This is a genomic window from Brevibacillus aydinogluensis, assembly GCF_961514395.1.
GTDB lineage: Bacteria > Bacillota > Bacilli > Brevibacillales > Brevibacillaceae > Brevibacillus > Brevibacillus aydinogluensis.
Genome location: NZ_OY569118.1, coordinates 2,705,082 through 2,731,182, shown reverse-complemented (window position 1 = coordinate 2,731,182; position 26,101 = coordinate 2,705,082). Strand labels below are relative to the sequence as shown.

25 protein-coding genes and 2 pseudogenes are annotated in these 26,101 nt (G+C 57.6%); 22 read left to right on the top strand and 5 right to left on the bottom strand.

What is annotated here, in order from left to right; translation table 11 throughout:
- The first annotated feature begins 33 nt into the window (after positions 1 to 33).
- From Q7F15_RS13495 to Q7F15_RS13485, 3 genes are read left to right on the top strand one after another with little or no spacing between them, the layout of a single operon-like run.
- Positions 34 to 531 carry a PRC-barrel domain-containing protein gene (locus Q7F15_RS13495; protein WP_171565417.1) on the top strand — a complete coding sequence of 166 codons (498 nt, stop codon included), beginning with the start codon at positions 34 to 36 and terminating at the stop codon, positions 529 to 531.
- A 19-nt stretch (positions 532 to 550) separates the two neighbouring features.
- On the top strand, positions 551 to 757 hold the full coding sequence (locus Q7F15_RS13490) for a YrzR-like zinc ribbon domain (RefSeq protein WP_171565516.1): 207 nt from the start codon (positions 551 to 553) through the stop codon (positions 755 to 757).
- A 35-nt stretch (positions 758 to 792) separates the two neighbouring features.
- Entirely contained in the window at positions 793 to 981 is a 189-nt protein-coding gene (locus Q7F15_RS13485) for a hypothetical protein (protein WP_171565416.1), read from the top strand.
- Positions 982 to 1,059: 78 nt separating this feature from the next.
- Here the strand turns inward: Q7F15_RS13485 and Q7F15_RS13480 are convergent, their stop codons facing one another.
- On the bottom strand, positions 1,060 to 1,746 hold the full coding sequence (locus Q7F15_RS13480; protein ID WP_171565415.1) for a TerC family protein: 687 nt from the start codon (positions 1,744 to 1,746) through the stop codon (positions 1,060 to 1,062).
- Between the two features lie 376 nt (positions 1,747 to 2,122).
- Here Q7F15_RS13480 and Q7F15_RS13475 point away from each other — a divergent pair, with 376 nt between their 5' ends.
- From Q7F15_RS13475 to Q7F15_RS13435, 9 genes and pseudogenes are all read left to right on the top strand, one after another.
- Positions 2,123 to 3,187: an AI-2E family transporter gene (locus Q7F15_RS13475; RefSeq protein ID WP_171565414.1), complete on the top strand. Its 1,065-nt coding sequence runs from the start codon at positions 2,123 to 2,125 to the stop codon at positions 3,185 to 3,187.
- Positions 3,188 to 3,562: 375 nt separating this feature from the next.
- Positions 3,563 to 6,211, top strand: a complete 2,649-nt coding sequence (gene alaS, locus Q7F15_RS13470; RefSeq protein ID WP_171565413.1) for an alanine--tRNA ligase — start codon at positions 3,563 to 3,565, stop codon at positions 6,209 to 6,211.
- A 133-nt stretch (positions 6,212 to 6,344) separates the two neighbouring features.
- On the top strand, positions 6,345 to 6,608 hold the full coding sequence (locus Q7F15_RS13465) for an IreB family regulatory phosphoprotein (RefSeq protein ID WP_171565412.1): 264 nt from the start codon (positions 6,345 to 6,347) through the stop codon (positions 6,606 to 6,608).
- 13 nt (positions 6,609 to 6,621) lie between these two features.
- Complete coding sequence (ruvX, locus tag Q7F15_RS13460) at positions 6,622 to 7,038, top strand: Holliday junction resolvase RuvX (protein WP_171565411.1); 417 nt, start codon at positions 6,622 to 6,624, stop codon at positions 7,036 to 7,038.
- Between the two features lie 7 nt (positions 7,039 to 7,045).
- Positions 7,046 to 7,336, top strand: a complete 291-nt coding sequence (locus Q7F15_RS13455; RefSeq protein WP_171565410.1) for a DUF1292 domain-containing protein — start codon at positions 7,046 to 7,048, stop codon at positions 7,334 to 7,336.
- 240 nt (positions 7,337 to 7,576) lie between these two features.
- Positions 7,577 to 8,671: an endolytic transglycosylase MltG gene (gene mltG, locus Q7F15_RS13450; RefSeq protein WP_230076733.1), complete on the top strand. Its 1,095-nt coding sequence runs from the start codon at positions 7,577 to 7,579 to the stop codon at positions 8,669 to 8,671.
- 72 nt (positions 8,672 to 8,743) lie between these two features.
- Positions 8,744 to 9,412, top strand: coding sequence for an O-methyltransferase (locus Q7F15_RS13445; protein WP_230076734.1), 669 nt, complete (start codon positions 8,744 to 8,746; stop codon positions 9,410 to 9,412).
- Between the two features lie 29 nt (positions 9,413 to 9,441).
- Positions 9,442 to 10,089 (top strand): annotated as a pseudogene (gene udk / locus Q7F15_RS13440) (uridine kinase); the annotation flags it as partial.
- Positions 10,090 to 10,328: 239 nt separating this feature from the next.
- Positions 10,329 to 12,155 carry a peptidoglycan D,D-transpeptidase FtsI family protein gene (locus tag Q7F15_RS13435; protein ID WP_304414461.1) on the top strand — a complete coding sequence of 609 codons (1,827 nt, stop codon included), beginning with the start codon at positions 10,329 to 10,331 and terminating at the stop codon, positions 12,153 to 12,155.
- Here the strand turns inward: Q7F15_RS13435 and Q7F15_RS13430 are convergent.
- Positions 12,067 to 12,558, bottom strand: a complete 492-nt coding sequence (locus tag Q7F15_RS13430) for a Mov34/MPN/PAD-1 family protein (RefSeq protein ID WP_212132432.1) — start codon at positions 12,556 to 12,558, stop codon at positions 12,067 to 12,069. The two genes, Q7F15_RS13435 and Q7F15_RS13430, sit on opposite strands and share 89 nt — an antisense overlap.
- A gap of 175 nt (positions 12,559 to 12,733) precedes the next feature.
- Between Q7F15_RS13430 and Q7F15_RS13425 the strand changes: the two genes are divergently transcribed.
- The 9 genes from Q7F15_RS13425 to Q7F15_RS13385 all read left to right on the top strand — a co-directional run bounded on the left by Q7F15_RS13425 (position 12,734) and on the right by Q7F15_RS13385 (position 22,330).
- Entirely contained in the window at positions 12,734 to 13,798 is a 1,065-nt protein-coding gene (locus Q7F15_RS13425) for an HD-GYP domain-containing protein (RefSeq protein ID WP_230076736.1), read from the top strand.
- Between the two features lie 350 nt (positions 13,799 to 14,148).
- Positions 14,149 to 14,913: a DeoR/GlpR family DNA-binding transcription regulator gene (locus Q7F15_RS13420; protein ID WP_304414460.1), complete on the top strand. Its 765-nt coding sequence runs from the start codon at positions 14,149 to 14,151 to the stop codon at positions 14,911 to 14,913.
- Between the two features lie 175 nt (positions 14,914 to 15,088).
- Complete coding sequence (locus Q7F15_RS13415) at positions 15,089 to 16,762, top strand: ribulokinase (RefSeq protein WP_212132429.1); 1,674 nt, start codon at positions 15,089 to 15,091, stop codon at positions 16,760 to 16,762.
- Positions 16,759 to 17,712 (top strand): ribokinase, encoded by a 954-nt coding sequence (rbsK, locus tag Q7F15_RS13410; RefSeq protein WP_171565402.1) that lies wholly within the window; start codon positions 16,759 to 16,761, stop codon positions 17,710 to 17,712. The genes Q7F15_RS13415 and rbsK overlap by 4 nt, the downstream gene beginning before the upstream one ends.
- Positions 17,713 to 17,726: 14 nt before the next feature.
- Entirely contained in the window at positions 17,727 to 19,256 is a 1,530-nt protein-coding gene (locus Q7F15_RS13405; RefSeq protein WP_171565401.1) for a sugar ABC transporter ATP-binding protein, read from the top strand.
- Entirely contained in the window at positions 19,253 to 20,236 is a 984-nt protein-coding gene (locus tag Q7F15_RS13400; protein ID WP_212132427.1) for an ABC transporter permease, read from the top strand. Before Q7F15_RS13405 ends, Q7F15_RS13400 begins: the two co-directional genes overlap by 4 nt.
- A 15-nt stretch (positions 20,237 to 20,251) precedes the next feature.
- Positions 20,252 to 21,193, top strand: coding sequence for an ABC transporter permease (locus tag Q7F15_RS13395; protein WP_171565399.1), 942 nt, complete (start codon positions 20,252 to 20,254; stop codon positions 21,191 to 21,193).
- A gap of 94 nt (positions 21,194 to 21,287) precedes the next feature.
- Positions 21,288 to 21,425, top strand: a complete 138-nt coding sequence (locus Q7F15_RS13390; RefSeq protein WP_304414459.1) for a hypothetical protein — start codon at positions 21,288 to 21,290, stop codon at positions 21,423 to 21,425.
- Positions 21,422 to 22,330 (top strand): autoinducer 2 ABC transporter substrate-binding protein, encoded by a 909-nt coding sequence (locus tag Q7F15_RS13385; RefSeq protein ID WP_368509263.1) that lies wholly within the window; start codon positions 21,422 to 21,424, stop codon positions 22,328 to 22,330. The genes Q7F15_RS13390 and Q7F15_RS13385 overlap by 4 nt, the downstream gene beginning before the upstream one ends.
- Before the next feature lie 313 nt (positions 22,331 to 22,643).
- Here the strand turns inward: Q7F15_RS13385 and Q7F15_RS13380 are convergent, their stop codons facing one another.
- The 3 genes and pseudogenes from Q7F15_RS13380 to Q7F15_RS13370 all read right to left on the bottom strand — a co-directional run bounded on the left by Q7F15_RS13380 (position 22,644) and on the right by Q7F15_RS13370 (position 24,232).
- On the bottom strand, positions 22,644 to 22,973 hold the full coding sequence (locus Q7F15_RS13380; RefSeq protein ID WP_171565397.1) for an adenine nucleotide alpha hydrolase family protein: 330 nt from the start codon (positions 22,971 to 22,973) through the stop codon (positions 22,644 to 22,646).
- Between the two features lie 12 nt (positions 22,974 to 22,985).
- Positions 22,986 to 23,360: pseudogene (locus tag Q7F15_RS13375) on the bottom strand (sigma-70 family RNA polymerase sigma factor); the annotation flags it as partial.
- 95 nt (positions 23,361 to 23,455) lie between these two features.
- A complete protein-coding gene (locus Q7F15_RS13370; RefSeq protein ID WP_171565396.1) occupies positions 23,456 to 24,232 on the bottom strand; it encodes an IclR family transcriptional regulator in 777 nt (258 codons plus the stop codon).
- A gap of 367 nt (positions 24,233 to 24,599) precedes the next feature.
- On the opposite strand from Q7F15_RS13370, the gene Q7F15_RS13365 reads away from it, so the two are divergent.
- Complete coding sequence (locus Q7F15_RS13365) at positions 24,600 to 26,099, top strand: recombinase family protein (RefSeq protein WP_171565395.1); 1,500 nt, start codon at positions 24,600 to 24,602, stop codon at positions 26,097 to 26,099.
- The last annotated feature ends 2 nt before the right edge of the window (positions 26,100 to 26,101 follow it).

Here is a 26,101-nt window from a genome sequence, read left to right as displayed (position 1 = left end):
ATACTAAAGAAAGCGGAAGGGGGATGTCCCGACATGCGCAAGGCATTGGATGTAATCGGCTTGCCGATCGTCTGCCTGGAAACGGGGGAAGAGATCGGCACGGTCCGTGACATTCTCTGTGACTCCGCCTGGCGTGTAAGGGGGGTCTTGCTAAGCGAACAGGGCTGGTTCCACCCTGGCACCTGCATTCCTTCCGAACGCATCCACGCGGTAGGGGAATCCTGCCTTACCGTGACGGGCAAAGACGCCATCACCTCCCTTGACCGTCTCGCCGACCTGCCGCTCACCGGCATCCTGACGGGCAGAACAAAGCTGAAGGGGAAAACGGTCATCACCGCTTCCGGGGAACGCTTGGGCATACTGGAAGATGTTTACTTCTCTGCGGATTGGGAGAAACTTGTAGGGTACGAACTATCGAACGGTTGGCTTGCGGACATTACCGAAGGGCGCAAACGCCTGTCCGCGCCACCTTCCGTCATCGTCGGGGAAGAAAACCTGATCGTGCCGGACTGGGTTCGCAGCCAGGCGTGAAAGGGAGGAATTGCGTGTGATGCGTGTCATATGCCCGAACTGCGGTTCCAAAGACATCGGCAAGATTGGAACCACGCAGTATTACTGTTGGAACTGCTTCATCGAGATGAGCGTCGACGGCGACCAGATTGCTTCCGTCTACCAGGTGGAAGAGGATGGCTCGCTGCATTCGCTCAACGACCTGTTTATCGACGACCAGAATGTTTCCGCCCAGTTGAACATGTGAACAGACGGCCCATTACCCGAGGAGGTGTCATCGGCATGTCCGGACGCAATCTGATTGGCGTGATTGCCGCCAGCGGTCTGATCGCGGCGGTCGGGTTTATGGTCTCACCGCGGCGGCGCAAACGGCGGTTTGGGATTCGGGTCAACCGCATGCCCGTTTCGCTGCGCAACATGATGAACGTGATCAACATGAGCCGCTCGCTGCTTCGCGCCGTCGCCCGTTAGCCGGTGTCACATGGCAAGCGGAAAAGTCCATGAAGACAGCCCGAACGGTCCACTGCCGTTCGGGCTGCTTTTTTGCGGTTACGATTGTTCCGCCATGCGCTTTTGCTGTTGATTCCTGATGCGGCCAATCAGCAGTACGCCGACGACCACGGCCACGATGAAGATCCATTTCAGGATCACGTGAGCGGTAAAGAAACCGGCCAGCAGTTTCTCGCTCGTGATCATGCTGCCCGCGGTGTAGGCCAAGATGGCTGCCCCGATGTAGATGACGGCAGGGAAGCGCTCCATCAGCTTCAACACCAGGGTGCTGCCCCACACCATGACCGGCACGCTGATCAAGAGACCGACCACGACGAGCAGAAAGCTGCCGTGTGCGGCCCCTGCGACTGCGATCACGTTGTCCAGACCCATCACGGCGTCTGCGACGATGATCGTCCAGATGGCCGAGACCAGGCTCGTTCCCGCTTTCACCGTCTCGTGCCCATCGTCCTGCACCAGCAGTTTCAGGGCGATCCAGATCAGCATTAATCCGCCGACGAACAGCAGCCCCGGGATTTTCAGCAGCCAGACAACCGCCAGCGTAGCGGTGGCTCGAATCACAATCGCCCCGATCGTTCCCCAGATGATCGCCTTCTTTTGCTGATGGGACGGCAGGTTGCGTGCGGCCATCCCGATTACGATTGCGTTGTCGCCCGCCAGTACCAGATCAATTACGATGATCGCTAACAGTCCAGACCAGAATGCGGGGGTAAACAACACGTCCATTTGTCTCTACAACCTCCTTTAATGCGGACATTTCTCGTAAAGGCCGGCGTCCTCCTTCGAACAGACATGCGCTATGTAGTCTGCGTCAAGGGGAGGAAAACAAAACGACCTTTACCTCAACGGGTAAAGGTCGTATGAACAGAAAAGACCCTTACCCATCACTCGGCAAAGGTCTTGCTTACAACATTACGTTGCCAACAAAGCCGGGGATTGCTCCCGTAATGACGACTTTGCTGTGACAAGCTACTCCCCTTTGGAGAATATATCCGTTTGTAGTATCATCGTACACCGGTGCCGCACGCATGTCAATACCGTACATGAAATTCCGCGACTTGCACACGCTAACAGATACGAATCAGAGGGAGGAGGGGGCAGGGTGGAGGAACTTCGCCGCAGCCGCCTGTTTGCCGCGGCCGTCTGGGCGATTGTGCTGCTGGTCATCGGCAATCTGCTCTGGCTGCTGCGCCCTGTGGTCGCCAAAACGTTTCACTTGCTGTCGGAGATTGTGATGCCCTTTCTCGTCGGCCTGCTGATCGCCTACGTGCTGCATCCGATCGTGCAGGCGCTGGAAAACAGGCGAGTGCCGCGCATGGTGGCCGTGCTGCTGATCTACGCGGGGTTCGTGCTGATCATCACCATCGGGATTGTCAATGCCATTCCCATCTTTGCCCGCCAGCTCGCGGAGCTGTCCGACGATCTGCCGCGCCTGACGGAGTGGTACCACACGTGGATGCGGGAGTGGGAAGCGTACAAGTACTTTTTGCCGGACAGCATCTCGCTGGGGGTGGACCGGGTCATTATCCAGTCCCAGGAACGGATGTCCCATTCGATCACACTTTTGGTCGACAATGCGCGCAATACGCTGGGCAAGCTGCTCGCCTACGCAGTGGTTCCGTTTATCGCCTTTTACCTGCTCAAGGACATGAAAGACCTGCACCGCACAGGCATGTCCATCATCCCGGCGAAATACCGCAAGCAGGTGCTGGCCGTTCTGCGCGACGTCAACGAGTCGCTCGGCAATTACATACACGGCCAAATGACCGTGGCCCTGATCGTGGGCGCCTGCGCATGCGTCGGTTACTGGCTGATCGGCATGCCGTATCCATTCGTGCTGGCCACGTTTGTCAGCCTGACCAACGTCATTCCCTACATCGGCCCGATCATCGGCGCTGCTCCCGCCCTGATCGTCGCGCTGACGATCTCCATGAAAATGGCGCTCATGGTGCTGGCCGTCAACATTGTCATTCAGATCTTGGAGGGCAACATCCTCTCGCCCAACATCGTCGGCCGCTCGCTTCATCTGCATCCGCTCCTGATCATCATGGCCCTGCTGGCCGGAGAGGCGGTGGGCGGCATCATCGGTCTGATCGTCGCTGTTCCGGTGCTGGCAGTATGTAAAGTGGTGATCAGCCGGATTGCCCTGATGCTGCACGAAAGTTGACAGGTTTCGGCAAACAATTTTATAATACGAATAATGAAAAAGAGATGGATCGATGAAGGAATGAGTACGCTGCAGCCCTTCTCCAGAGAGGACGCTCCACAGGCTGGGAGAGCGGCCAGAAGAAGTGCAGCGGAAGGCTACTCCCAAGACCGGGCAAAAACCGGCGGTTCGACACCGTTATCTGTCCGCAAGCGAGCGACAGGCAGATTCGTCTGATCAGGCTGCCTGTAAGCAGGGTGGTACCGCGAGACAAGTTCTCGTCCCTGAGGGGATGGGGACTTTTTTTTCGCGCAGGTCCGTCGCTTCGTCCGGGAGGGAGCGACCCTTTTTCCGATCATGTACGCGTTTCACACTCATTTTTTGGGAGGATTTTCGATGAAGAAACTGACTGGCAGCCAAATCCGCCAAATGTATCTCGATTTCTTCAAAAGCAAGGGACACCACGTGGAGCCGAGCGCGCCGCTGATTCCGCACGACGACCCGTCGCTTCTGTGGATCAACTGCGGGATGGCACCGCTGAAAAAGTACTTTGACGGCCGAGTCGTGCCGGACAACCCCCGAATTGTCAACTCGCAAAAATCGATCCGCACCAACGACATCGAAAACGTGGGACGCACGGCTCGTCACCACACGTTCTTTGAAATGCTGGGGAACTTCTCCATCGGCGACTATTTCAAAGAAGAGTCGATCACCTGGGCATGGGAATTCCTCACCAGCCCGCAGTGGATCGGATTTGAACCGGAGCGTCTGTGGGTTACGATTCACCCCGAGGACGACGAGGCGTTTGACATCTGGCACAAAAAAGTGGGCATTCCCGAAGAGCGGATCATTCGCCTGGAAGCCAACTTCTGGGACATCGGCGAAGGCCCCTGCGGTCCCAACTCCGAGATTTTTTACGATCGCGGGGAGCGGTTTGGCAACGATCCCAACGACCCGGAACTGTACCCGGGCGGCGAAAACGAGCGCTTCCTGGAAGTGTGGAACCTGGTCTTCTCGCAGTATAACCACAACCCGGACGGCAGCTACACGCCGCTGCCGAAAAAGAACATTGACACCGGCATGGGGCTGGAGCGGATGGCGTCCATCATCCAGGACGTGGACAACAACTTTGAAACAGACCTGCTGTTCCCGCTGATCGAGGCGACCAGTGCCATCTCCGGCGTCGCCTACAAGCAGGACCCGGACCTGGACGTGGCGCTGAAGGTGATCGCCGACCACGCCCGCACCGTCGTCTTTGCCATCAGCGACGGCGCGCTGCCTTCCAATGAAGGGCGCGGCTACGTCATTCGCCGCCTGCTGCGCCGTGCAGTGCGGATGGGCAAAAAGCTGGGCGTGGAGCAGCCGTTCCTCTATCGCCTGACGGAAACGGTCGGCAGGATGATGGGCGATTTCTATCCGGAAGTGGTGGAGAAGCGCGCCTTCATCGAAAAAGTGATCCGCGCCGAAGAGGAACGCTTCCACGAAACGTTGAACGACGGCCTCGCCATTCTGGCCGAAATGGTGAAAACGGCAAAGGCGGAAGGCAAGAGCCAACTGTCCGGCCAGGACGTCTTCAAAATGTACGACACCTACGGGTTCCCGGTTGACCTGACCGAAGACTTTGCCGGCGAACAAGGGCTGACGGTGGACCGCGAAGGATTCGAGCGGGCGATGGAGGAACAGCGCGAGCGTGCCCGTGCCGCCCGCCAGGACGTGGACAGCATGCAGACACAGGGCGGCCCGCTTGCCGATTTGACGGTTACGAGCGAATTTGTTGGGTATACTGAATTGGTAGCGAATGGCAAGGTGGAGGCGATCATCGCCAACAACCAGCTGGCTGACGAGGCGGAAGAAGGACAGACTGTCCAGGTCGTCTTGAGCCGTACCCCGTTTTACGCGGAAAGCGGCGGTCAAATCAACGACGAGGGCCTCATCATTTCCGACTCCGTCAAGGCGCGCGTCACCGACGTGCAAAAAGGGCCGATGGGCCAACACGTGCATACCGTCGTTGTGGAGGCAGGCACACTGCGCGTCGGCGAAGAAGTCCGCGCCGAAGTGAACCGGAATGCCCGACTCGACATTACCAAAAACCACACGGCCACACACCTGCTGCACCAGGCGCTCAAAGACGTGCTGGGCACGCATGTCAACCAGGCCGGTTCGCTGGTGGCGCCGGATCGCCTGCGGTTTGACTTCACCCATATCAGTGCGGTGACTCCGGAAGAACTGGAGCGGATCGAAGCGATCGTCAACGAAAAAGTGTGGGCCAACCTGAACGTAGACATCTTCCACAAGTCCCTTGACGAAGCGAAGGCGATGGGAGCGATGGCGCTGTTCGGTGAAAAGTACGGCGAGATCGTCCGCGTGGTCAAGGTGGGTGACTACAGTCTGGAGCTGTGCGGCGGCTGCCACGTGTCCAACACGGCGGAAATCGGCCTGTTCAAGATCGTCAGCGAGAGCGGCATCGGGGCGGGCACGCGCCGGATCGAAGCAGTGACGGGACGCGGCGCCTACCACTACCTCAACCAGCAGCTGAGCACGCTGAAAGAGGTGGCCAACGCACTCAAGGCACCGGTCCTGGCAGAGACACCGGCCCGCATCGAGGCGCTCCAGCAGCAGTTGAAGGACGTGCAGCGCGAAAACGAATCGCTGCGCGCCAAACTGGGCAACATCGAAGCAGCGTCGCTGACCGACAAGCTGAAAGAGGTGGAAGGCGTCAAGGTGCTGGCTGCCCGCGTCTCCGCGACCGATATGGATAACCTGCGCGGCATGGTAGACGAGCTGAAAAACAAACTGGGATCGGCTGTCATCGTCCTTGGTGCGGTGGACGGCGAGAAGGTCAACCTGGTGGCCGGCGTGACCAAAGACCTGATGGACAAGGGCTTCCATGCAGGCAAACTGATCAAGGAAGTGGCCACCCGCTGCGGCGGAGGCGGCGGAGGCCGTCCTGACATGGCCCAGGCGGGCGGCAAGGACCCTGCCAAGCTGCAAGAGGCGCTGGAATTGGTCTACGATCTGGTGAAAGGACAGGCGGTGGCGAAGTAACGCCGCCGTCTTTCCTCGCCACGTATTGCCTGACAAGAAAAGTGTTCGATCGACAAGGAATCGGCCGTTTTGAGGCGAATACACATGTGAAGAGCGAATGCGGAAGAGTCTCAGAGGAATCGAGGTGTTGATCGTGAGTTCGATGGATAAAACCATGAAGTTCACGGTGCCCAAGGAAAATAATACGGTGGAAGTGCGGGAGACGCTGACAGAAGTCTACAAGGCCCTGCAAGAGAAGGGGTACAACCCGATTACGCAGATTGTCGGCTACCTGCTTTCCGGTGATCCGGCATTCATTCCCCGCCACAACAATGCGCGCAGCCTGATCGGCAAAATTGAGAGGGACAGAATTATTGAAGAGCTGGTAACCGTCTACTTGTCGGAAGAACGCAAGTAGGTGTGTGCAGGCAATGGCACGAATTCTGGGATTGGATGTGGGCGAGAAAACCATCGGCGTGGCCGTCAGCGATGAGCTGGGCTGGACCGCCCAAGGGGTGGAGACGATCAGGCGCCAGTCAAAGGAGAAGGATCTCGCCCGCTTGAAAGAATGGATACAATATTATCAGGTCGGCGAAATTGTCGTGGGCCTGCCCAAAAATATGAACGGCACCATCGGAGCGCGCGGGGAAAGCTGCCAGGCGTTTGCCCGTTGGCTCGAGGAACGGACGGGGCTGCCTGTACGTCTTTGGGACGAACGGCTGACCACCATGGCCGCGGAGCGAATGTTGATTACTGCCGATGTCAGCCGGCAAAAACGCAAAAACGTGATAGACAAAATGGCGGCCACATTAATCCTGCAGGGTTACTTGGACGCAAAATCGAGGTGACCGAGATATGAGCGAAGAACTGTTTGATGAGTTTGAAGTCGGGGATGTGATCGCACTGACCGAAGAAGGCGATGACAACCCGCGTGATTTCCGCATCATGTACATTTTTGACATCGAAGACCGCACGTATCTCGTGCTGGTTCCCGTCGACCAGGAAGATGAAGAGGAGTACGAGGTTCACTTCCTGCGCTACGACGGCACTGACATGCTCCAGCCAATCGAGGACGATGCGGAGTGGGAACAGGTGGAGGCGACGTTCGAGACCCTGATTGCCGACCTGGAAAAAGAAGAGCTGTAAGAGCAATAACGGGAGGGCGATGCAGCCCTCTCGTTTTTTTGCCCGTGGCGTTGCGCTCCGCCTGCCTGTCGCCTGCATGATGTGCCCAAAAACTGCATGGATCACGTGCTGATGACAGCAGGACATGCCTTGGGTATAATGGAAAAGATGCAGGGACGAGCCCTCTTTGGGGTCCCAGGTGCCGCGTGTCGAAATCAATGGATTGGCAGCGAGGCACCGCGAAAAAAGGAGGACTCTGTCGTGAATCATCTGTCACTGAAACAAGATCGCAGCGCCGAATGGCCGCCGCCCAAGCGGCGCAGGCGCGGCCGCCTGTTTCGGTTGGGGGTCGCGCTGTTCTGTCTGCTGATCGCGGCGGGAGGAGCGGCATTTTACGTGTATCAAGGGCTGCAGCCGCCAAATGGCGAGCGCACAGTTAAAACGGTAACCATTCCGTCCGGTTCGTCGGTGCGGGAGATCGGCCGTCTGCTGGAGGAGCAGGGGCTGATCCGCAACGCCGACCTGTTTGCCTACTATGCCAAATACCAGGGGATCGGCTCCCGCCTGCAGGCCGGGACCTACCAGTTTCAGACGGGTGCCACCGTCGATGAGATCCTGCTAGCCATGGCGCAGGGCAAGATCGTGGTGAACTCCGTTCGCTTTACCGTGCCGGAGGGCTGGAACGTGGAGCAGATCGCCGATCATCTGGCCCAAAAAGGACTTGTTGACAAGGCGGAATTTTTGCGGGAAGTGGAGCAGGGAAGCTTTCCGGAGTTTCCGTTTGTCGCGGCCATTCCGAAAACGGAAGGGCGAAAATACCGCCTGGAGGGTTACCTGTTCCCCGAGACGTACGAAGTGAAAAAGGGGGCCAGCGCGCACGAGATCATCGCCAAGATGCTCGCCCAGTTCCAAAAGGAATGGCAACCGGAGTGGACGGAAACGTTGAAGCAGAGGAACATGACCATGGATGAGGCAGTCCGCCTGGCGTCCATCGTGGAGCGGGAAGTCGTGGTGGACAAGGAGCGGCCGATCGTGGCCGGCGTCTACTACAACCGGCTGCGTGAAGGGTGGCTGTTGCAGGCCGACGCCACCGTCCAGTTTGTTCTCGGCAAGCAGCGCGACCGGCTGACGTATGACGATCTAAAGGTAAACAGTCCGTACAACACGTACAAGCATCCGGGACTGCCGCCCGGGCCGATCGCCAACCCCGGCCGGGCGTCGCTGGAAGCCGTCGTCCATCCGGCCCAACACGATTATTTCTTTTACGTGACCAAAAAGGACGGTTCGTCCGAGCATTACTTTTCCCGCACGCTGGCCGAGCACCAGGCCAACGATGCGAAAAGCAGAGGGAACTGACGCGGTTTCCTCTGTTTTTTGCCCGCGGGTATGCTATAATGATCCGGTTGTTAGGTTAGGGAGCGTGATGTGATGATTACCAATCCGGCGATTGATGCTTATGTGACGGGGCTGATCCCGCCGCGTTCCCCGCTGCTGGCGCGATTGGAGCGGGAAGCGGCGGAAGAGGGCATTCCCATCGTCCAACTGCCGACAGCGCAGACGATCCGGATGTTGCTCCAGCTTCACCGGCCGCAGTCGATTCTGGAAGTGGGGACCGCCATCGGCTATTCCACCATCTGGATGGCGGAGGCGGCACCGGAAGCCCGTATCGTCACGATGGACATCGACGAACAGCGTCTGGAGCGGGCGCGTGCCAACATCGCCGAAGCCGGGTTGTCAGAGCGGATCGAGATTCTCAATAGAGACGCCACGCTCGGTCTGCCGGACACGTACCAATTTGACTGTCTGTTTATCGACGCCGCCAAGGGACAGTACCGCACGTTTCTCGATCTCTACCTGCCGCTGTTGCGCGAAGGAGGGCTGGTGCTGTCTGACAACGTCCTGTTTCGCGGGCTGGTGGCGGCGCCGGAAGAAGCGGGAAAACGACAGCGGCCGCTGGTGGACAAGCTGCGGCAGTTCAACACCTGCCTGGCGCAGCATCCGCAATTGGAAACGACGTTTGTTCCGGTGGGCGACGGCCTGGCGGTCAGCCTGAAGCGGACAGCCGATTACACAACTGAGAACGGTCCCCGGCTGTAAGGCCAGGGAGTAGCAAGAGGAAGGAGACATGGAGCATGGGTCACCCCGTATTGATTGGGGTCGCCGGGGGCAGCGGCTCCGGCAAAACTACCGTGGCGCGGGAACTGTTTCGCCAGTTTCAAAACGACAGCGTCGCCATGATTGAGCAGGATTCGTACTACAAGGACCAGAGCCACCTCAGTCTGGAAGAGCGTGCGATGACCAATTACGACCACCCGTTTGCGTTTGACAACGATCTGCTGCTGTTTCACCTGCAGGAGCTGATGCAGCGCCGACCGATCCAAAAGCCGATTTACGATTTCAAGGTGCACAATCGGAAAAAGGAAACAGTGCTGGTGGAGCCGAAAGACGTGATTATTCTGGAAGGCATGCTGATCCTGGAAGATCCCCGCATCCGCGACCTGATGGACATCAAGGTGTTTGTCGACACTGACGCGGACGTGCGCATCGTCCGGCGGATCATGCGCGACATCGAAGAGCGCGGCCGTTCGCTTGAATCGGTGGTCAACCAGTACCTCAACGTCGTACGGCCGATGCACCTGCAGTTTATCGAGCCGACCAAGCGGTACGCCGACGTGATCATCCCGGAAGGCGGCTACAACCGGGTTGCGCTCGATCTCCTGTCGACCAAGATCCGCAACATCCTGCTGGAGAAACAGCAGCTCTCCAACGCGTAAGCGACGTCAGCCAGGCCGGGAAAAAGATCGCTGCCTTGCCGGGCCGATCGAAGCCGCAGGCAGCGTGACCGGCTCAGTCAGGGACATCACCGCACGTGAATATCTGAACCGATACGCGAGCGCACCGCTAACTAGCGGCGCGCTTTTTTCATGCCTGAGCTGTGAAAACGAAGGGTCCCATCAGGTTTTCCCGCCACCTTCTCCGGCAATACTGGAAAAAAAAGGCGGGGGGATTGCGCATGGACCTGGAACGACGGGTGAAACGGCGCCACTTTCTCGTGCTGTTGTTCATGACGCTGGTGTGGGCCGGGCTGTTGGTCCGCCTCTGGTGGATACAACTGTGGGCATCGCACCGCTTCTCCAAACACGGCATCGATTTGGTGAAAAATGCGGTCAAGCAGCGGCAGCAGAGTATCGTGTTGAACAGCGGCCGGGGCGACATCCTCGACCGAAACGGCTACCCCTTTACCGGAGAGGAACAACTCGCCCTGCTTTTGTTCCCTTTGGCGAGGAGCAGCCTGCAGGACAACGGCGTTTGGAAGCGGCTGGCGGAGATCGTGCAAGTGCCGGAAACGATGCTGACAGACGTGATGACCAAAGCGAAAGCTCCGATCATGCTGAGGCAGACAGACGGCAGGCTGGTCCCATTGAGCGAGCGGCAGGCGGATCAGGTAAACGCGCTGGGGATTCCCGGCGTCCTCGCCCTGAAGGTGACGGAGCGCTATCGGACGGACGAGGTGGCCAAGCACGTGATCGGCTACATCCACCGCAATCCCGATCTGGTCCGCAAGCTCTATCCGGACGAGTGGGCGGAAGGGAAAATGAACGCAGACAGCACGGTCGGCGCGTCCGGCCTGGAACGCAGCTTTGACCGGTTTTTGCAGGGCGTGGAGCCATCCGTGCTCTCCTACTATGTGGACGGCGAGGGAAAGCCGCTCAAGGGTCTGGACATCCGCTACACGCGGCAGGAAAACGAGTACTACCCGCTGTCGCTGGTCACCACGCTGGACGCCGACCTGCAGCGCCGCTTGGAGCGGTCGGCGGACAGCGCCGGTATGCAAGAAGGGGCGATCGTCGTGCTGGATGCCGAACACGCAGACGTCCTGGCGATGGTCAGCCGGCCGCAGTACGACCAGACGAAGGTGGACGTGCAGCAGGGGGCGTGGCGAAACCGCGCTGTCAAGCAGTACACTCCCGGTTCCGTATTCAAGACGGTTGTGGCCACGGCTGCCCTGGCGGAGGGGCTGGTTTCCCCCACCGAGCGGTTTGTCTGCCGCGGCAGTTATGGCAAATACGGCTTTTCCTGCTGGAAGCGGGACGGTCATGGCGCGCTGACAATGGAGGAGGCGTTTGCCCAGTCCTGCAACATCACCTTTGCCGAAATTGCCAAACGGATCGGCGGGGACAAACTGGAAGACTACGCCCGCCGTCTGGGCTTGTCTTCTCCGGTGGGCCACGTCACGCCGCACCTGTTCAAACTGGACGGTTTTCGGCAGATGGACGGCGAGGAGCAGGGACGGGTGTTCGCCGAGTCGGTATCCCGCCAGGATGAAGGTGTATTGATCCAGACAGCGATCGGCCAGCGGGATGTGCGGATTACGCCGCTGCAGGCCGCCAATCTGATGGTGACCATCCTGCGGGGCGGGCAGCCCGGCCAGGTGCGGTTGGTGAGTGAGATCGCGTATCGAAACGGTCAGACGTTTTACCGCTTTCCGGAGCACCGGCTGCCGGAGTCGGGGATTGACTATGTGACAGCCAAAAAAATGAGGCGCCTGCTGCGCCTCGTCGTAACCGAAGGAACGGGCCGGCTGCTGCTGCAGGCGCCGTGGCCGGTGGCGGGCAAAAGCGGCACCGCGCAGACGGGGGCTGGCGACGGCAGCAACCACCTCTGGTTTGTCGGCTACACGCCGGTCGACACCCCCCGGTACGCCATTGCCGTCGTCGCGGCAAACCAGCCAGCCGGGGAGTCGACCAAGGCTATGGAGATTTTCCGTCGCGCTGTCGAAGCGATCGCCGAGTGGCAAGCTCAATCTTCTCCACTTCGCGCAGGGAGTTTTCCAGAATAAAAGCGCGCGCCTGCAGCTTGTCTTGTCTGTTCAGTCCGACAATCAGCATGATCGGCGATGAAGACATGTAGAGGGACTGATTTGCCTTCGTCCAAATCGTACGGCGGTCTCCCTTGCTGGGCGTCAGCCTTTTGATGGTGTGGCTGTGCCAATCTCCGATGTACTGCCAGCGCTGCCGTCGGCTCAACTTGCGCACCAGCCTGCGCAGGTGGTCGTCGTCAAACAGGATGGCGTTGGGATGACGAACGGCTTTGGGACCGGGATCGCTGGCATAGGTAATCAGCCACTCTTTATCGTTTAACGCGTATCCCATCAATATCCCTCCCGTTTCCAGGGAGGGATTATTTCTGACTGAAAGTTCGATCTGCTTCCACGCCTTGGGCGTGATATACAGCGAGGTCATGGCCTGGTTACCTCCTTGACTCAACCTCCACAGGTCCGCCATTTATCCTATGCTGCAGCATGCCAATGTGATTGTGACTTTTGTCATGCGACTATTGTCGAAAAAAGGTTGTCAGAAAAAGTGGTTGTTTTCTATAATTTAGAAAAAATATGAATGCTAGGAAAGGTTTGATGCTATGCCAATGGCTTCTGTAAATCCTGAACTGGTCGGCAAAGTGCTGGCCGAGGATCTCTATTCGGATGCCGGTGTGCTGCTGTTGCCTCGGCGAACCGTACTGACAGCCGCTCACGTGAATTCGCTGCGCAAACAGCGCATCACGCGCGTCAGCATCGCAGAAGACCTGTCTGAGGGGAATGGCGAAAAGATCTCCGCCCAGCTGCTGGACAAGGGTGGGGACCGGGAGATTGTGGTCTGCTACCTGGAAGCGATGGAGCAGACGAGGCGGCTGTTTGAGCGCGTGGACATTGGACAGATGCCGAGCCTGCACGAGTTCTGCCAGGCGTTTCAAACGCTGGCGGATCAGGTGGGGGAGCGGCTCGGGCTGTTTCGATCCCTGTACGTGCTGGAAGGTGCGGACAGCTACACGTACCGCCACTCCCTCAACGTTGGGATTCTCTGTACGCTGATCGCCCGCTTGTTGAAATGGGACGAGGAGCGTATCTCGTTGATGGGAGCGGCCGGTTTTCTGCACGATATCGGCAAAACGCGCGTGCCGCGGGAAATCCTGCTCAAACCCGGCAAGCTGACGGACGAGGAATTTGCCGAGATGAAGCGGCACACCGTGTACGGGTACGAGATTCTCAAGCAGATGGAGGACGCTCACGAAACACTCGCGATTTGTGCCCTGCTGCACCACGAGCGGCTGGACGGCTCCGGCTATCCGGACGGGCGGAAGGATGAGCAGATCCCGCTGGAGTGTCAGGTGGTGGCAGTTGCCGACATGTTTGACGCAATCTGCTCCGACCGCGTCTACAAGCAGCGGACGTCCCCGTTTGAAGCGGCCCGCATGCTGTGGAAGGAGGCGTGCGACGGTCTGCTCAACATTGAAATCGTCTCCCCGTTCGTCCACTACATCGCCCAGCTTTACGTGGGAGCCAAGGCGCGGCTCAACAACGGCGAAGAGGTGCAAGTGATCCTGATTCACCGGGATGAGCCGATGCGTCCGTTGGTTCGCCGGCAGGGAGAGTTTGTCGATCTTCGCAACCACCGCCAGTTGTGCATCGATAAAATGCTGGGATAGCCGCCGTTGGCCGGTCGTCGTGATGCCCATTGCCGGAAGCCGACGAGGCCAATCGTCGCGTCCCGGTCATGTACGGTCATGGTAAAGGTACGACCATCAATATCCGTAATAACCGATACCTTCCGCATGCCCGCGGTATCCGTTTCCAAGCCCCGGGGCAAGGCGGGAGGTGTTTGTTCTTGTAAAAAAACAAAAGCATTCCTGTCCGTTATGGGAAGCGGAAGAAACGATCTGATGTTGATATGCCAAAATTGTGGGAGTAAAATAACAAGAAAAAGCAATTAAAATCGTATGAAATATGTTGCAAATCAACCGGTTGACAAGACAAACAAAAGGAGGAACTGCGTGTCATGTTGGTTTCAAAAAGGCAGCAGGAGATTCTCGAACTGCTGGAACAGAAGGGACACGTCTACGTATCCAACTTGAGCAAGCAGTTTCAGGTGACGAAAGAGACGATACGCCGCGATCTGGAGGCATTGGAGAAACAGGGATTGATTCACCGCACGCACGGCGGTGCAGTGCTGAACCAGCGGGAAAAAGAAGTATCGCCGCTCATCCAGCGCGAAGTCGCCCATCTGGAAGCGAAGCGGGAGATCGCCAGGGAAGCGGCCAAAGGCATCCAGGACGGGGACATCATCGCCCTCGACTCCAGCGACGTCTCCTTTCAGTTGGCCCGGCTTCTGGGCGAGCGGGAGATCACCGTAATCACCAATTCCATCGCCGTCACCCTGGAGTTTCTCCGTCAGGACAAGGTAAAGGTGATCACCGTCGGCGGCTATTTGAACAAGGACTCCACCTCGTTTTTCGGCACGATGACGGAAAAGTCCATCGAAGGTTACCACGTGGATAAGTTCTACTTCTCCTGCCACGGGATTCATCTGGAACACGGCATATACGAGAACAACGAGATGGAAGCGCAGGTCAAACAGAAGTTCATCTCAATCTCCGACCGCTTGATCCTGCTGGCCGACCACACGAAGTTCGGGCAGAAGTCGCTGACCAACCTGCTCTCCCTGGACAAGGTGGACCAGATCATCACGGATCACGGATTGCCGCTCAACCAGTTGTCCGCTTTCAAAGTAGAGGGGTTGAATATACAACTCGCCCAGTCGTAAAAGGTGGGTTCTTTTCTGTTTTCCAACCCAACATTTTCGCCTGGAAAAGAGAAGCAATTCCGCAAAATCGTGTGGGATTGCTTCTCTTTTGTTGGTTTCGGAATATTGAAAAAGCAAAAAAATGCGGATAATATGTGGGACAAACAAAGCATCAATCGATTCAGGAGGAGCCGAGATGCAGAACAAGCTGGTGTTTGGAATTGATTTTGGAACGGAATCGGCTCGCGCCGTTCTAGTGGATGCAGCAAACGGAGAAGTGAAAGCGATTGCAACCAAACCGTACGCCCACGGCGTAATCGTGGAGACGCTGCCGGGTACGTCGGTTCGGCTGGACAGCGAATGGGCGCTGCAGGACCCTCAGGATTACCTGGATGCGCTGGTGGATACGATCCGAGCCTGCATGAAAGAGGCCGGGGCCAGACCGGAGCAGGTGATCGGCATAGGGGTGGACTTTACCGCCTGCACGATACTGCCGATCCGCGCTGACGGAGAACCGCTCTGCGCCGATCCCGCATTTCGCGGCAACCCGCACAGTTGGGTGAAACTGTGGAAGCACCACGCCGCAGAACCGGAAGCAAACGAGATCACCGCGTTGGCACGGGAGCGAGGAGAAGCGTTTCTCCGCTATTACGGCGGCTCCCTCTCGTCTGAGTGGCTCCTGCCCAAAGTGCTGCAGATTCTGCGCGAAGCCCCCGAGGTGTACCATGCGGCAGACCGCTTCGTGGAGGCGGGGGACTGGATCGTCCAGCAGTTGACGGGCGAATTGAAGCGCAACTCCTGCGCGGCGGGGTACAAGGAAACCTGGAACAAACGGAACGGCTACCCGCCGTCTGATTTTTTGAAAGCCCTTCATCCGGACATGGAGCATTTTGTCCGTGACAAGATTGCCACCCCGATCTGCCCGGTCGGCACCTACGCCGGCCATCTGACGGAAGAGATGGCCCGTCGGCTGGGCCTGACGGAACAGGTGGCTGTCGCCGTGGCCACGATAGATGCCCATGCGAGCGTGCCTGGGGCGGGGATCGTCGAACCCGGTCAGATGCTGATGGTGATGGGAACGTCCATCTGCCACATGGTGATGGCGGAAGAGGAACTGTTTATCCCGGGGATAAACGGCGTTGTGGAAGACGGGATTCTCCCCGGACTGTATGGATACGAAGCTGGGCAGGCTGCCGGAGGCGACACGTTGGCCTGGTTTATCCGTCACGGCGTGCCAGCTGCCTATCACCAGGAAGCGGAACAGCGGGGCATGTCCCTGTACGCCCTCATGGAAGAAAAAGCGAGGGCGATCAAGCCGGGAGAGAGCGGGCTCATCGCGCTGGATTGGCTGAACGGTAATCGCTCCGTGCTCAACGACGCCTCCCTGTCCGGCCTGATCGTCGGCATCCGGCTGGAGACGAAGCCGGAAGAGATTTACCTTGCCCTGATGGAAAGCCTGGCGTTTGGCACGCGCACCATCATCGAAGCGTTTGAAAACGGGGGCCTCCCCATCCGCAAGCTGTACGCCTGCGGCGGTTTGTCCGTCAACAACCGCCTGCTGATGCAAATTTTCGCCAACGTGACAGGCAAGCAGGTGGAAGCAGTTTCGAGCCCCAATGCTTCCGCGCTGGGCGCCGCCATGTTCGGCGCGGTCGCTGCAGGGGCAAACGCCGGCGGCTACGATTCGATCATGGAAGCGGCCAGCCGGATGAAAGACGGCCACTCCGTCGTCTACCGGCCGGATGATCAGGCGCGTCAGACGTACGACCGGCTCTACCGGCTGTACAAGGAGCTTCACGACACCTTTGGACGGGGAACCCTGATGAAGGAATTGAAATCGGTAAAAAAATGGACGGAGCGTTTGACATGAAAATTTGCGTGGTTGGCAGTTTGAACACGGATATGGTAATCAGGACCAAGACGTACCCCCGCCGAGGGGAGACGCTGTTTGGCGAGACGTTAGACATCCTCCCGGGCGGCAAGGGCGGCAACGCCGCGACCGCGATCGCCCGGCTGGGCAAAAAGGTGCTGCTGGTCGGATCGGTCGGACAGGACTCGTTTGGCGATCGGCTGCTGGCGGAGCTCAAGGCCAACGGCGTCGACGTGTCGGGGGTGAAGCGCAGCGCAGCGGCCAAGACCGGGACAGCGATGATCACGATTGACGCCTACGCGGAAAACACCATGCTGGTGGTGCGCGGGGCCAATGCGGACCTGGCACCGGAGGACGTCGACAAGGTGCTCCCCGAGCTCCAGTCCTGCCGCATCCTGCTGACGCAGATGGAAACGGGCGAGCGGGCGGTCGTCTACGCGATGCAGAAGGCCAAGGAGAACGGCAGTCTGGTGATTCTCGACCCGGCGCCGGCGGAAGGCATCACGATGCGGGCGCTGCAGTACGCTGACATCGTCATTCCGAACGAGCAGGAGACGAAGTACATGACCGGCATTGAGATTGATGGTCCCGACGACGCCCGACAAGCGGCCCGGTACTTCCAGTCGCTCGGCGTTTCCCGGTCGATCATCAAGATGGGGCAGCGGGGCTGCCTGGTCTTCACCCCGGAACGCTCGGAGTACATCGAAGCGATTCCGGTTCAGGCGGTGGACACAGTCGTCGGTGACACGTTTTCCGGCGCGCTGGCCTGTGCGCTGGCCGACGGAAAAGACTTGTTTCAGGCAGCCCGTTTTGCAAGCGTTGTCAGTGCGCTGAAGGCAACCCGTTTCGGCGCCCAGGTGGGCATCCCCACACTGGCGGAAGTGCGGTCCTTCATCGCCGAACGCGGACTGCGCGAATATTTGGACGGGACAGCCGCGGCACATGACTGACGGAGGTGTGGACGATGCAGCCGTATTTGTTGGAAATGAAACACATCAGCAAGACGTTTCCGGGGGTGAAGGCGCTCGACGACGTGCAGTTGGCGGTGCGTGCAGGTGAAGTGCACGCCTTGATCGGAGAGAACGGGGCGGGCAAGTCGACGCTGATCAAAATCCTGGCAGGCGTGTATCACCCCGACCCCGGAAGCCGCTTTTTCTTTGACGGCAAGGAAGTGGAGATCAAAAAGCCGCTGGACGCGACCCTGCAGGGCATCTCCATCATTTATCAGGATTTGAGCCTCTTTCCCAACCTGAGCGTGGCGGAAAACATCTGCATGGGCCGCGATGCCGGAAAAGGACCATTTCGCCTGGTCAAGCGGAAAGAAAAGAGGGAGCTGGCCGCCCGCATCCTGAACGAATGGGGTTTTGGCATCGATCCTGACGCCCGCCTGGACACGCTGAGCATCGCAAAGCAGCAGCTCGTCGCCATTGCCAGAGCGATTGCCTTCGAGGCCAAGCTGATCATCATGGACGAGCCCACCTCGTCGCTCTCGTCCGGCGAAGTGGAGCTGCTGTACAAGGTGATTGACGACTTGAAACGAAAAGGCATCGCCATCCTGTTTGTCAGCCACAAGATGGAGGAGTTGTTCAAGGTGTCGGACCGGTTCACCGTGCTGCGGGACGGGAAGTACGTCGGCACGTACGCCAGGGAAGAGCTAAACGAAGATAAGCTGATCGCACTGATGGTCGGACGAAAAGTGGAGGCGGTGTCGAGGCAGGAGACGCAGCCGGGCGAGCCGGTCCTGGAAGTCGTCTCGCTGTCCAAGCGGGGCCATTTCAAGGACGTCTCGTTTACCCTGCGAAAAGGGGAAGTGGTCGGCATCACCGGGCTGGTCGGTTCGGGCAGGACGGAGTTGGCGCATGCGTTGTTCGGCTTGCAGCGGCCGGACGCGGGCGAGATCAGGTTGAACGGAAATGTGGTGAACATTTCATCCACAGCGGAGGCGGTAAAACTGGGCATCGCCTATGTCCCGGAAAGCAGGCAGCGGGAAGGACTGATCCTGCAGCAGTCGATCGTCCGCAACGTCTCCCTGCCGATCCTCAAGCAGTTGAAAAACCGCCTGGGGTGGATCGACGGAAATCAGGAGGCGAAACTGGCCGAGGGATACATCCGCTCGCTGGACATTCGCCCCGCCATCCCGGAGATGGCCACCGGCAACATGTCAGGCGGAAACCAGCAAAAAGTGGTCATTGCCAAATGGCTGTCGACAAACCCGCGCATCCTGATCGTCGATGAACCGACCAACGGGATCGACATCGGGGCGAAGACGGAAATTCACAAACTGATCCGCTCTCTGGCTGCCAACGGGCTGGCGGTGATTGTCATCTCGTCCGATTTGCCGGAAGTGCTGGCCGTCAGCGATCGCGTGCTGGTCATGCGAAAAGGGACGATTAGCGGGGAACTGTCCATAAAGGAAGCGACCCAGGAGAAAATCATGAACCTGGCTTTGATCGGACGACCAAAGGCAAAAGGAAATGAGGCGGTCGGATTATGAACAAAATCCTGAAATCAAGCGAGTTTGGAATCGGAGTCATCCTGCTGCTGCTGTCCGCGGCGCTGGCGGCCACCAGTCCCGTCTTTTTGACGGCGGACAACATCCTGGACATCTTGAAGGGCAATGCCGTGCTGGGCATCCTCGCAATTGGGATGACGCTGGTGATCATCACCGGCGGGATTGACGTCTCCGTCGCTGCAGTGACGGCCGCCATCACCGTCATCATCGGCAAATTGGCCGTTTCGCTGCACGACAGCGGATGGAGTCTGGCCGCCATTTTTCTCGCCGCGCCGCTCGCGGGAGTGCTGTTCGGCCTGGTAAATGGGCTGCTCGTCGCCAAGACAAAGATTCCACCGATCGTGGCCACGCTGGGCACCAAAAGCATCCTGGCCGGTGCCACGCTGTACGTCACAAACGGGGCGTACATGAACAGCAGCGATTTGCCGGAAGCGTTTCTCCGCTTCGCCCAATGGAAACCTTTCGGGGTATCGGTTCTCATCCTCATCTTTTTTGCGGTCGCGCTGTTTACCTGGTTTCTGCTGAATCACACCGTCATCGGCCGCTCGGTCGTGGCGATGGGCGGCAATCCGGTTTCGGCAATGCGGGCGGGGATTCACCTGCAGTCCGTACAGTTGTTTGTATACGCTTACATGGGCTGCCTGGCGGGCATTGCCGCGATCGTGCAAACCGCGTACACCAAAGGGGTGGACCCGAACGGGTTCAACGGCTTCGAGCTGACCGTTATCGCCGCCGTCGTCCTGGGCGGGGCCAACATCATGGGCGGCTACGGTTCCATCCCGGGAACGATCCTGGGTGTGCTGCTGCTCGGTGTGATGCAGAACGGTCTGATCCTCGCCCATGTCGATACATTCTGGCAGGATATCGTGACCGGCGCGATTATCTTGATCGCCGTCACCTATGACGTGATCAAGCGGAAGCGCGAGGAAGCCAACCGGGCAAAAATCGAGATCGAGGCGTAGGAGCGGGGTGAGGACATGAATTTTCTCTCGAAAGAATGGATTCTCGGCTACGTGTTTGCGGGACTGTTTCTGTTGATGACGCTGTTTGTCCCGGGATTTTTTGACACGTACAACCTGATCAACATGCTGTTTCAACTCCCCGAACTGGGCATATTGTCGCTGGGAATGATGGTCGTGCTGCTGACGGCGGGGATCGATTTGTCGATCACCTTCCTGGCGGCGCTGGCTGGCGTGATCGTGGCAATGCTGCTGACCAACGGGTATTCCGTGCCGGTTTCCATCCTGGCCGGCTTCGCCACTGCGCTGGCCGGGGGGCTTCTCAACGGATTTTTCATCGCCGTCGTCGGCGTTTCCCCTATTCTGGTCACGCTGGGCACGATGACTTTGTTTGAGGGGATTGTCCTGCTGCTGACAAAAGGCAACAGCATTTCCGGCTTTCCGGAGAGCTACTCACTGATCGGCAACGGCCTCTTGGGAGTCGTTCCGATTCCGATCCTGATCTTTGCGGTGATTGCCGTGATCCTGTCCATTCTGCTGAACAAGACAGCGTGGGGCCGCAGCGTCTACATGTTCGGCAACAACCCGACGGCGACGCTGTTTTCCGGGATTAACACGACCCGGGTCGTCCTGTTGGTCTACCTGTTTGCCGCATTAATGACCGCGGTGGCGGCCATCATCATGACCAGCCGCTACAATTCTGCCAAGGTGGACATCGGCAGCTCGTACCTGCTGCAAAGCATCGCTGTCGCAGTCCTGGGCGGCACCAGCATTTCCGGCGGGTACGGCAAAGTGATCGGAGTCGTGCTGGCCGTGGGGATTTTCCAGATCATCTCCAACGGGCTGAATCTGCTGGGCGTCTCCAGCATGGTCATCGACATCCTGATGGGCACCATCCTGATTGGCGTCCTGCTGATCAACTATGTCTCAGCAAAGCGCAAGCAAAGTCAGACCGCGTGAAGGGAGGGATGCTGCCGAACCTATAAAGTCATCCGCTTCTTTCACCTTTTGTCCAATACAAAATCTCTGATCAAGAGACACAGGGGGAGTTTTGATGAAAAAGATGAACAAAATGCTGTCTGTTTCCGTCTCCGTTTTGCTGACACTGGGCTTGATGACGGGCTGTGCCGTACAGAAAAATACGGCCGCTCCTGCTGATGGCGCGGCAGGGGGAAAAGCGACGGCAAGCTGACAATCGCCGTCGTTCCCAAACTGGTCGGTATCCCGTACTTCAACGCGTCGGAAAAAGGGGCAAAGCAGGCAGCAGACGCACTGGGCGTTGAGCTGATCTACACCGGCCCGACCCAACCGGACGCCGCGCAGCAGGTGAAGGTGATCGAGGACCTGATCGCCAAAAAGGTAGATGTGATCGCCGTCGCGCCGAACGACGCCGCCGCACTGACGCCGGTGCTGAAAAAGGCGAAGGATCAAGGCATCAAGGTGATGGACTGGGACACGCCGGCCGATCCTTCGGTGGTTGAACTGTCCGTCCATCAAATCGACGACGAAGTGTACGGACGCCACATGGTTGACCTGCTTGTCCAGGCGATGGGCACCGACCGCGGTAAAGTGGCGATCGTGACGGGCGGCTTGTCGGCGCAAAACCTGAACACCTGGATCGACTGGTCGAAAAAGCAGATTGCCGAGAAGTACCCCAACCTGCAGATCATCGGGGACAAGATCGGCACGGACGAGAAACAGCAGGTGGCGTACCAAAAGACGCTTGACCTGCTGAAGGCCAACCCCGACCTGAACGGCATCCTGGCCTACTCCACGGTGGCGCCGCTCGGTGCAGCTCAGGCGATCCAGGAAAAAGGCCTGCAGGACAAGGTGTCGCTCGTAGGCGTGGCGCTGCCCAAGGACTCGAAACCGTTCCTGGAAGACGGATCGCTCGATACGGCGACGCTGTGGGACCCGGTGAAACTGGGCTATTTGACCGTCACCCTGGCCAAAGACCTGGCGGAAGGCAAGAAGCCGACCGACGGCCAGGAGGTGGCGAACGTCGGCAAGATCGAAGTGAAGGAAGACGGCAAAACCGTCATCATGGGACCGCCAAGCGACTTCACCAAGGAAAACGCCGGCAACTACGATTTTTAATCAGAGCCGCACAGACGCTGTCAACAAACGGAGGCTGCCTGTATTCAGGCAGCCTTTCGTTAGAGAGGTTCAAAGGCAAGCCGCTCTCCAAACTCTATGTAGAACTTCTTCAAGCCATGGCTGGTAATTTGGTATCGATAGTCATACAGGCATTATTGAGTATGTTTTGTAATCATATAAAAACAAACCAAATTACAAAGAGTCCCTATGCCAAGAAAGCCCCGCACGGCAGGAGGAACATCCAAATAAAGCGTCTCGATCAGCATCGCGACAAACAAGATTAAGTAAGTGATTTGCAAAAAGATTTTCTTATTCATTTTCGCACCTCGATCCATAGGCGAAAAAGCCATTGTCCATTACAGACTAATGTCTCTATTCTCATTATTGAATATACACTTACTAAAATAAACATCGGGTTCGTCCAATTTTTGTAATTCATCACTTTCTGGGCTGAGGCAAGGTTGGCAGCAACTTCTGCACTCGCTTGCAGACGAGAGTAGGTTGCATACGCATCTCCAGTGATACCCGCTAGCGTAGTCACAGTTGCAGCCCCTGCAAGAACCGCTTGCGCCAATCCTGCGGCGCCAGCCGGGAAACCTGCTACAATGCAGAAAAAGGATGTGATTGATTTTCTGTCAATCACATCCTTTTTCTCCTACCTGCCCTGCGTCTGCTTCGTCCGATAAAACTCATTAAACAACTTCATCAATGCCCGCTTCTCGATCCGCGACACGTACGAACGGGAAATGCCCAGCTCGCGGGCGATTTCCCGCTGTGTCTTCTCTTTGTCCTGGTCCAGACCGAACCGGCCAATGATCACTTCTTTTTCCCTCTCATCGAGGATGTGGATGTGCTGGTAGATCTTGTTTGACTCCAGCTTGAGCTGCACGGTGTCCACGACCTCGTCAATCTCCGTGCCCAGCACGTCGATCAGGGTGATTTCATTCCCTTCCTTGTCGGTTCCGATGGGGTCGTGCAGCGACACGTCCTTTTTGGTTTTTTTCAAACTGCGCAGATGCATCAGAATCTCGAGTTTACTGTCAAACGTATGCGGACCGTCGTATGTGGCAGCGGCGGGTGCCGCTTGTTGGCGTGCAATCCGTGACTGGTGTGTCTGTGTTGTGCTTATCTCCTCAACGTCACATTCTCTCGCCAGCCGAGCTCGTACGAAATCCGTCTGACAGTCTCCTTAAGCACCTGGATTAATTCAGGCAGCCGCTCGTCGCCGAATCGAACATCCGGACCGGCAATGCTTAATCCGGCACAGATGCGGCCGAGATGGTCAAAAATGGGCGCCGCCACCGCCGCGGTGTTTTCCTCCAGTTCCGAATAGCTGACGGTATAGCCGTTTTTCCGCGCTTCGGCGAGTACGTCCCGGAGCCGCTGCTTGTCCGTAATGGTTCCGGAAGCGTATGGAACCAGCGTGGTCGCGTTTATATACTGTTCACGTTCCTGTTCGTCCAGAAAGGCGAGGATGATGCGGGAACAGGCTCCCGCGTAGAGTGGGGATCTTCTGCCAATTTTCGTATAAAGCCGGACCGGATGCAGTGTGTCCAACTTCTCAATATACATGGCCTGGTCCCCGTCGCGAACGATCAGATTGACAGCCTCGTCCACCTGATCCCGCAAGGTTTTCATCAATGGCAACGCGATTTGGCGGATATCCAATCGCTCGGCCACCAATTGGCCGAACTGCAGGAATGTCAACCCCAGCGAGTAGCTGCCGTCTTCGTTTTTCTGTAAGAATCCCATCTCTTCCAGCGACCCTGTCATGCGGTGAATGGACGTTTTGGGCATGCCCGACAGTTCTACCATCTCATTGAGGCTTAGTTTCGCGTGTTGGAGAAACAGATTCAGCACTTCCATCGATTTGACAAGTGTCTTGTTCTTGTGTTGTACCATGAGCCCCTTGATCCTCCCCAGCCAATCAAAAGATGGACCCCAACGACTACGGGTGAAGATTTGGTCATGCACAGACCGCCGCAGAGTGGTGTTCCGTATTTCAGAACATTCATTTCAAAATTGTTACTATTATGATAGTATTTCGTAAATGAGAAAATCAACATGTACATTTTGAAAATGGACGAGGGCTGGCAGTCCAATTTCGCTTTGTTTGCCAATCCGCTACTTTTGACAAGCCCAAGCCGCATACCTTCTGACAGGGAGGGATGTGCGGTGCGTGTACAGCTCATACCTGGAGATTCTGCTCACAGTCTCCGATCCGCCTGTTATCAGTACTTGTCAGGAAAATACAGGAGGGAGAAGCTGAATGGTCGGGATTTACGCCAGGGTGAGTACGGAGGAACAAGCGAAAAGCGGATTCAGCCTCAACGACCAAATCAGGGAGTGCCGGAAGAAAGCGGGGACCTGCGAGGTGGTCGAATACGTCGATGACGTATCGGGTGAGTTTCTCGACCGGCCTGCCCTCACCAAACTGCGGCATGATGTAAAAGAAGGCTTGATTACAAAAGTAATCTGCCTGGACCCGGACCGGCTTTCGCGCAAGCTGATGAACCAGCTGATCATCACGGATGAATTTGACAAACGCGGGGTTGAGCTGGTGTTTGTCAATGGAGAGTACGCCAAAACGCCGGAAGGGCAGCTGTTTTACAGCATGCGCGGGGCCATCGCGGAATTTGAAAAAGCCAAGATCAATGAGCGGATGAGCCGGGGACGGAGGGAAAAGGCGCGGCAAGGTCGAGTGCTGCGGGATTTTAAAATCTACGGATACGGCTATGATCCCGCCACCGAGCAATTGGTGGTGAAAGAGGACGAGGCCGTGGTGATCCGGCTCATCTTTGATCTTTTCACACAGCCCAACGGCCTGGTGCAGGGCATCAATGGAATTGCAAAGTACCTGACGGACAAGGGAGTGCCGACAAAACGGGGAGCGAAAGTGTGGCACCGGCAAGTGGTTCGGCAGATTCTGATGAACGAAGCGTACATCGGGAAATTTTATCAAAATCGCTGGAATACGGAGGGGATGCTGGGAAACAGGTTTCGTTCGCCCGAGGAGAAAGTCCGGATGAGACAGCGGCCAAAAGAAGAGTGGATTTTACTCCCGTGCCCTGCGATTGTCGATGAATCCACCTTTGCGCTGGCACAAAAAATGCTGAAGGAAGCACGGAGGCGATGGGCCGGCAGACGGCTTCATTCCTATTTGTTAAGCGGGTTGGTCCGCTGCGGCGACTGCGGCAATACGATGACCGGGCGAAAGACAAAGCATTGGGGGAGGGACGTCTACGAGTACACGGACATCAAAAACACGGCGGGAGCCAAACACCGCGGCTGCGGGCGGCGCGTGAAGTGCGACGAGCTGGACCGGGAAGTGTGGGAAACCATCCGAACCTGGCTGAATCAGCCGGAGGAAATGGCGGCAGCCGTTGAGCAGCGCGACGAACCCTCGTTTGAGCAAGCTGAAATGGACCGGCTGACGAAAGAGTTGAACAAAACCAGAGTCGGCCGCAAGCGGTTGCTGAAGCTGTTTGCGTCAGGGGAAGATGCACTGGGAGAAGAGGAGCTTCGCCAGGAACTGCAAGAGCTGAAGAACAAAGAAGAGCGATTGGTGCAGCAGCTTGCAGAATGGCAGGAGCGGGTGAAACGCATGGAGGAAACGGGGGAGAACCGGAATGTCCTTTGGGAAGCGGCCAACTACTACTTGTCCAAGGCGCCTGAGGAGCTTACGTTTGAAGATAAACGGGAACTGATTCGCCATGTCGTACGCGAGGTCAAGGTCTTTCAGGATCACATCGCCGTCTACACCTTCTGATT